This window comes from Bacteroidota bacterium (genome assembly GCA_016718825.1).
Classification (GTDB): domain Bacteria; phylum Bacteroidota; class Bacteroidia; order J057; family JADKCL01; genus JADKCL01.
Window position 1 is genome coordinate 22,067 of sequence record JADKCL010000018.1, and the last position, 7,456, is coordinate 29,522.

A 7,456-nucleotide genomic window follows, 5' to 3' on the forward strand; every position below is an offset into this window, starting at 1 on the left:
CGCGTTCATCAAACATCAGAGCACCGAAATGCCCAATTTCCCATTTGTAGTTTCTAATTTCTAACCTTCTCCGAAGCCATCTCCAAAGCGGCCTGATAGATGCCGTTCCGCCCATATTATTCATCAAACAATTGCTCCGGCGAACCATGCTCCACAAAATGATCCGGAATGCCGGGGCGCTTCACCTGTGAGGTGTAACACCCGTTGTCCACCATGAATTCGATCACGGCGAGCCAAAGCCACCTTGCAAGCAGCCATCCTCAATGGTCAAAGACCCGGTCAAACCGTCCGAATATGTCATGCAACATTTCACCGTCGATCGGCTTCACAAAACGCATGTCAAAATGGGCGGGAACAGACCTTGTGCATTCAGTTTGGCGACAGCCTCCTCGACATAGTTGCCCATCGGGCCAAAGCTCAGGATGGCGACCCCTTCCCCGTCATTGATCATGCGACCTTTGCCGACCTCCATTTTCTCAAACGGCGTGCGCCATTCGAGCATCACGCCTTCGCCACGGGTAGCGGATGCTGAAAGGCATCAATTGCTCGTCGAGCTGTGCAGTGTACATCATGTTGCGCGCTCTTGCTCGTTCATCGGCGAGGCCACGACCATGTTGGGGATGCAGCGGAAATACGCAATGTCCAAAGGCGCCATGGTGCGTCGGTCCGTCAGCGCCCACAAGACGCCCCGGTCCCGACGAAAACCACCGGCAATTTCTGCAAGGCCGTCATGAATCACCTGATCATACGCGCGCTGCATGAACGTCGAATAGATATTACAAAACGGACGCAAGCCCTGTGCGGCCAGACCGCCGAGAAAGTCACCGCATGTTGCTCGGCATTCTGCCAACGTCAAAAAGCGCGGTCAGGCATTTGCTCCAGCATGAACGAGGCTCCAACCCGAAGGCATCGCAGGCGTGATGCCCATGACCTTAGGATTGAGCTTGGCAAGCTCGGCCGTGGTTATGGCCAAGCACATCTTGGTATTTCGGAGGCTGCGGCGTTTGAACTTTGGGTACAAATGAGCACCTGTCATGCGGTCAAACGGGAAAGAAGGCGCATGCCATTTGGTTTGATCAATTCGGCGAGCTCGAATCCTTTCGCTTTGACGGTGACGCAGTGCAGGATTTTTGGGCCTGGAATCTCCTTCCAGGTCGTCCATGATGCGCACGAGGTGGTTCACGTCGTGGCCATCGATCGGACCGAACTAGCCGGAAGTTGAACGACTCGAACAATTCGCCTTGCGGCCGAATTGCGCGGTGAACAGGTCTTCGATTTTAGAGGCGACTTTTTGGGCACTTGGGCCGAAGTTGCTCATTTTGCCGAGCAGCTTCCAGACTTCGTCGCGGATTTTGTTGTAGGTGCGGCTTGTGGTGACGTCGGTGAGATATTCTTTGAGTGCGCCGACATTTTGGTCGATGCTCATGCAGTTGTCGTTCAAGACAACGAGGACGTTGGCATTTTCCCAACCAGCATGGTTGAGGGCTTCGAAGGCCATGCCGCCGGTCATCGCACCATCGCCGATCACGGCGATGACGTTGCGGTCGGTTTCGCCGTTGTAGCGGCTGCCGATGGCCATGCCCACGCCCGCAGAAATCGACGTCGAACTGTGCCCGACTCCGAAGGTGTCATATTCTGATTCCGAGCGTTTCGGAAAACCCGAGATGCCCTTGTATTTGCGGTTGCTGTGAAATTCGTCGCGGCGGCCGGTGATAATCTTGTGGCCGTAGGCTTGGTGACCAACGTCCCAAATCAGCTGATCATAAGGCGTATTGAAAACATAGTGAATGGCCGTGGTCAGTTCGACCACCCCAAAGGCTTGCACCGAAATGGCCGCATGTTGGGAACCATGCTCGATCAAAGTAATCCCACAGTTCGTGGCAGAACTGGTACAAGTCTTCGGGTTTCAATTTCCCGAAGTCTTCGGGGTATTGAACTTGAGCGAGGAGTTTTCCTTCTTGGATCATCTTTACTGTGTCCGCTGTTGAAGCATCGGGTCTAAAAAGCTAAACAAGCCTTATGGAAATTGTTTTTCAGCAAACGAAAATCCATCAGCCTGGAGACAAGTCGGCCCAAAATACGAAATTCGTTACGTTTTTGAAAATGTGCATCAGCGCAGAATGTCGGCATGTCCCAGCTCCTGCAACAAACGTTGAATCGAGCGGGAAGGTTACTCTGCTTTGAAGCGCGATCCTCCTGACTTCCTGTCGAAATCGCCAACAACAACAAAAATGGGAGTCGCGCCATTCACCGGCAAAGTCGCGAAACCCAGCCATCCGCTTGTGAACCAAAAGTTGATCATGTAGCAGATGAGCGGCGCGATGATGCAAACCAGTGGTACCAGTTTGTCCCGCACTCCCAGCCGCGTAAACAATCCAAAGGCAAACAAGCCCAAAAGCGGCCCATAGGTATAGGTTGCCACCTGAAAAACGGCATCGATCACCGCGACATTGTTCAGAACTTTGCCAAAGGATCACGGCGAAAATCGTTACGATGGACATACCGACGGTACCCAAAGCCAGGTTTGTTTTTGACCTTCTGATCGGTCTTTTTCGAAGTCAAAGTCACAAAAAGGAGGTCGTCAAAGCTGTCAAGGCCGAATCCGCGCTCGCGTAAGCTGCCGCAAACAAGCGAGAATAAAACCCACCAATTCCGACCGGCAAATAGTTGAAGGTCAGGAACGGAAACAGTCGGTCGGTCTTTCCGCCTTCCATCAGGCCGGTGGCCGGATTCAAGTATTGCAACGGTGCGGCTTTGTCTGCGAAATTTTCGACGACATAGCCCTTCGAAGTTCCATACATATAAAGGAGTACGCCGAGCGCAAGAAAAAGCAGATTCACAAAGACCAACACAAAACTGAAGCTCAGCATGTTCTTCTGCGCATCCTTCAAAGTTTTGCAGGTCAAGTTCTTTTGCATCATGTCTTGATCCAGGCCTGTCATCGTCATGGAAATGAACATGCCCCCAAGCAATTGCTTGAGCCAATGCCGCGGATGCGCAAGGTCCGTCACAACGACATTCGAATATTTGCTTCCCGCCACAGCGTCCCAAATTGCTCCAGGGCCATCCAAATGCAATTCTTGCGCGATGAACCAAACAGCCAATCCGGCAGCGGAGAGCAGGAAGGTAGTTTGCAGCAAGTCCGTGATCGGTTTTGGCCGCCGCCCTTGAATGTAAACACCCAGATCATTAAAATCGCCAAAGGCGCGACCAACGACAAGGGCACTCCAAATCGGCCAAGATGATCCGCACGAAACTATCACCACCAGAAACAACCGGATCGCCGAACCCAAAATGCGACAAGAAGAAGTAGAAGGCCCCGGAGCCATTTGTCAGCTCCAAAATCCGAAGCGTTGTTCCAAATATTTGTATATCGAAGTGAGGTTCAGCCGATAGTACAAGGGCATGAGCAAGAAGGCGATCACCAAATACCCCAGCAAATAGCCCAAAACCATGATCATATAGGCAAAGCCTTGCGTTCCGACCCAGCCTGGAACGGAGATGAAGGTCACCCCGGAGATCGGCGCGCCGATCATGCCCGAAGGCCGAACACCATCCACGGAACGGGACTTGTTGGCGCGGAAAACGAATCTTCGTCTCTGCCTTTCGACCGGTGAGATAGGAGAAATGAACAGGACTCTGGAAAAAATCCCGATCAGGCTGAGGCTAAGCGTCGAATTCATGCAGTGCTTTCAGTGGAAGGCAAGGGTGAGGGAGAATTTTGCGTTGTCGAACTTTCAGAAATCCTCCAATCTCGTCGAAGGTGACTAGAAAAAGGCTGCAAATCAATTCCGACGAGGCTTAAATCGGCCCGTTTTTGCCCATCCGCGCGGGGAAGGGTGAAGAATGCCGCCACAGAACCTAACTTGGCGCCGAAGTCACAGGCCAGGATATTAGGTTGGCCGAGACAGGTTTAGGCCCAAAAGGCAAAGATGATGGCCTCCTTGAAGTCCACCACCGCGTCAGGCAGTTGTCTCGATTTGATGCCGAGATGGCCAAAGACTTTTGCAATTCTCCATCAGGTAGGCATTGTGAAGCACCCCCGCCCGTGACAACAAGGGCATACTGCTGCACCTGCAGGTCGCGCATAGCCACGGTGATGCGACTCACAACGTGGAGCACAAAAGTAGTCATGCAGTCGCGACCGGCGATCTGCTTTGGGAAATCAGCGGATGAATGTGCTTTAGTAAACCACTCCGTGCCGACTTTTGGGGCCGGTTTGTTGGTACCAAGGCAGGCTTTCGGCATCCGTACAAGGCGTAGTCCATTTGCCCGCTCCGTGCTGCTTCCCCGTCTTGGTCAAACGCTTGCAGCGTTTCCAAGGCATTGGCAGGCCAATTGAGGGCCATGTTGCAGGGCACCACGTCAAAGGCTTTGCCGCTGTAGCTCAGGTTGTGATGCTGCCCAGAGTTGGGGAAGAGCTTGTATTTCGGGAAAGGTGTCGCTCACCGAAGGGGACAAGCGGGGCGCCTTGGCCACCGAGTGCGACGTCTTTGTAGCAGGAAATTGGCTACCAAAGGGGAAGGGCGTGAGGAGGCGATCGTTTCGCCGTCCCCGATTTGGCGGTGAAGTCTTTTGCCGGCTGATGGAAAATCGTCTGCCCGTATTGCGACAACGCCGCGGTTTCCCAGTTCGTTGCGTTCGATGAACTCTCGCGCAACGTGCGCCCGAGCCAGTGCCCGTAATACACGTGGGTGCGGGCGAATGCGGCGCATCTTGCGTAGCGAAACGGCAGCGGCAAGCGCGCGTACCATTGCTCGTCACAGCCGATGGTTTCGGCGGCTAGCAATTCAAACTTCCAAGAACCTTCATTCTCGAAAACTCGCATTAGGCCAAGTCCATGCCATCGAGGATGTACCAGACATGAGCCCGATGCTCGGTGTAGCGTTTCATTTTCGGGAGCGGAACGAAGGCGTCATATTGATAAACTACTTCCTTTGGAGCCTTTCTCCAGGGAAACTTCCAAATCAGGATTTGACCCTGCTCTTCGGGCTTGTCTTCGACTTTGGCTTTGCTGCACTTGCGACCACTTCAATCGGATGTCGCTACCTGAATCTGCGCAACTTTTGTCCGGCATTAAAAAGCAGAAGTTTGGCTGGATGTCACGCGCGGTTATAGCCCAGTCCGCCGATTCCTCGACTTTGTTGCTTTTTTTCACGATGGTTTCTACACGCGCACGTTCACAGCAGCCATTTTCTCTTCGCCCAACAGCAATCCGTTGGCCGTTGGAGGATTGGGAGTCAGCGCTGGAATCCGCGCGATTTGGCGGTTGTTTCGTCGAGCACAAGTGGCTTTCGCATTTTGAGGCCGGGAGAGGACGTGACATTGAACCGAATGATATTCTGAACCGGAAGCGGTGCAAGCCACCATCGGTCACTTGCGCATTCGAGGATCGTGCTTTTTTGACCGGTAGGAGGTTGGAGCCCGGTTTCCTTGAGCGACATGGACTGCCGTTCGCCCTTTGATGCTGAGTTTCCCGACGGCAAGGAACCTCCCCATTGAGATGACCTTCAGTCAAAAATTCCGGAGCACACAATTCGGTCTAATATCATTCAAGTCTGCGAGGGAGCTTTGAATGACGGCTGTTTGTTGTAAAAGCACCTTTTTCCGTTCCGCAGGACGGCGACGGATGCGGCCGACCGGAACCCAAACCGATGCCTTTGTGAATGCTGGAATTTCATCGGAACGTAAGGCAGGTCTTTGTCGATGCCCAGCTCCATAACCATGAAAAGGTACCTTTTGGGGCTTTGGAAATTGGCTTGGCCCAGGATGATGACTTGTTTGATCTCTGCAGCTGGACTGAAGTACTCTTCCCTGCTCCTTTGAGCAGCGGCATGCCGCTTTCGGTATTGACGACCCAGTTTGCCGGTGACTGGTCGACTTCCATCCGGCATCGTAGACAATCGTGATACGCTTGCCGGCATGATGGCTTGCAAGACTTCTCCCCAGTTGCCAACGGAGAGGGCTTGCTCGGATGCTGTCTTCGCGCAGTTTGAAACAGACAAGTTTGGTTTCCGAAGTCGCCTGCAACCAAGTCGATCGTTTCCGGAACGAGACTTTCCAAAAAAGCTCGTCGGGATGTCGGCCTTTGGTCTTTGAAATTCACAATGCCTTGGAGGCAATCTAAGTAACAGCATCCTCAAACAACGTGATTTTGAAGGGGCTAAAATGTGGTTCGCGCCTTAGGTATGCAGAACGCATTGCCCCGAAAACCAGCAGCATGGCCGCATAAAGCAGCCTAAGTCAGATAAGCATCCAGTGCATCAATTGTTTTATCATTGGCTACCAAATACTGGGCTGATCCGAGGACAAAGATAATCAAATTCAAGAAGTGTTGAGTCATGAACTCCCCGAGAAAGCAACACAAAACAAGGTGAGTAGCAGGAGCTTTTCCGCCTTCGAATGTACAATCAACCACCGTCATCTTTTGTTCAGAGGAGCAGGATTTCTGGCTTTTTAAAAAACCGTTGTGAGCTTCAGAGAGCAGCTTTCAATGTAGAAAGGAAAATATTGCCAAGATGAGGAGAGCAGGCTGGCCTGTGGAAACTGAATGATCTCCCGGTGTTAGCCACTAACACGGACAATCGTCCCCATTCCTCAAATGGAATCTTGGATAAAGATCGGCTCAAAGAATGTATTTGGAAAAATAGAGACTGATCGGAAGGTGATAGAGATGAAGGCCGTATGAAATCGTACCAATATAAACTACGCGCGGATTGGCCAAGAACTTCAGGAGAATTGAAGGCGAAAGTCATATTTGGAAGCGCTGCAGGATCGTGAAATGAATGCCGGGCGAGCGGCAGGATGGTGGGGAATCGGTCACCAGAAATGGTAAGAAATAGTGCGATCATGGCGAGCTCAATGCCCAGAAGTTCTTAAAGAACCGGTCAAGCATCGTAAAAATGCCGCACATAAATCGCTCCCAAGGGAGCCAATACCCAATGCGGGAATGCGGGACAGCAACCCCCGTGATTATGAGGACTGAAGCGCGGGAAAGAAGGAATCCCAAAAGCAAGTTGACGAGAAGCCAAGACCACAATGCCGATCATCCTGCCATCAAAACACGCGGCAGGCGGCGAAGCAAAGGACAATCACAGAGCCAGAGCAAGTAAAACTGCTCCCTCTACAGAGGGAGCTAAGTGGTCCCGTAGTGAATGGGTGATGAAGTAATATTCGCTGGCATAGTTAAAGGTATGGAGTGAGTGCAAAAGGAGGAACTCATGGACGACAGGGTCGTGAAGGAGCCACAAAATAGCCAGCATCAGATAATAGGAGTAGGAGGAAAAATGCGCAGGTCCGTAAGCCCATGTAAAAATTCAGGTAGGCCTTGCCAAACAGGTGTTCCGGAGTCGAGCAAAATCGATGTGATGAGATAACCACTGATCACAAAAACAATTCTACTCCGTAATGATCCGCGGAAATTCGATGGAAAAGAAGAAGCAAAATGGTCGCAAAG

At 52.0% G+C, this 7,456-nt stretch carries 7 protein-coding genes and 1 pseudogene; all 8 read right to left on the reverse strand.

Annotated features, from left to right (window positions below; translation table 11 throughout):
- Positions 1 to 116: 116 nt before the first annotated feature.
- The 8 genes and pseudogenes from IPN95_19440 to IPN95_19475 all read right to left on the reverse strand — a co-directional run bounded on the left by IPN95_19440 (position 117) and on the right by IPN95_19475 (position 6,005).
- Positions 117 to 1,967: pseudogene (locus IPN95_19440) on the reverse strand (1-deoxy-D-xylulose-5-phosphate synthase).
- A 203-nt stretch (positions 1,968 to 2,170) separates the two neighbouring features.
- On the reverse strand, positions 2,171 to 2,443 hold the full coding sequence (locus tag IPN95_19445) for a hypothetical protein (GenBank protein MBK9451542.1): 273 nt from the start codon (positions 2,441 to 2,443) through the stop codon (positions 2,171 to 2,173).
- Between the two features lie 121 nt (positions 2,444 to 2,564).
- Positions 2,565 to 3,329, reverse strand: coding sequence for a hypothetical protein (locus IPN95_19450; protein ID MBK9451543.1), 765 nt, complete (start codon positions 3,327 to 3,329; stop codon positions 2,565 to 2,567).
- Positions 3,330 to 3,332: 3 nt separating this feature from the next.
- Entirely contained in the window at positions 3,333 to 3,683 is a 351-nt protein-coding gene (locus IPN95_19455; protein ID MBK9451544.1) for a hypothetical protein, read from the reverse strand.
- A 500-nt stretch (positions 3,684 to 4,183) separates the two neighbouring features.
- On the reverse strand, positions 4,184 to 4,327 hold the full coding sequence (locus IPN95_19460; protein MBK9451545.1) for a hypothetical protein: 144 nt from the start codon (positions 4,325 to 4,327) through the stop codon (positions 4,184 to 4,186).
- 183 nt (positions 4,328 to 4,510) lie between these two features.
- Positions 4,511 to 4,828, reverse strand: coding sequence for a hypothetical protein (locus tag IPN95_19465; GenBank protein ID MBK9451546.1), 318 nt, complete (start codon positions 4,826 to 4,828; stop codon positions 4,511 to 4,513).
- A gap of 412 nt (positions 4,829 to 5,240) precedes the next feature.
- Positions 5,241 to 5,444: a hypothetical protein gene (locus tag IPN95_19470; protein MBK9451547.1), complete on the reverse strand. Its 204-nt coding sequence runs from the start codon at positions 5,442 to 5,444 to the stop codon at positions 5,241 to 5,243.
- A gap of 108 nt (positions 5,445 to 5,552) precedes the next feature.
- Complete coding sequence (locus tag IPN95_19475) at positions 5,553 to 6,005, reverse strand: hypothetical protein (protein ID MBK9451548.1); 453 nt, start codon at positions 6,003 to 6,005, stop codon at positions 5,553 to 5,555.
- Between the last annotated feature and the right edge of the window lie 1,451 nt (positions 6,006 to 7,456).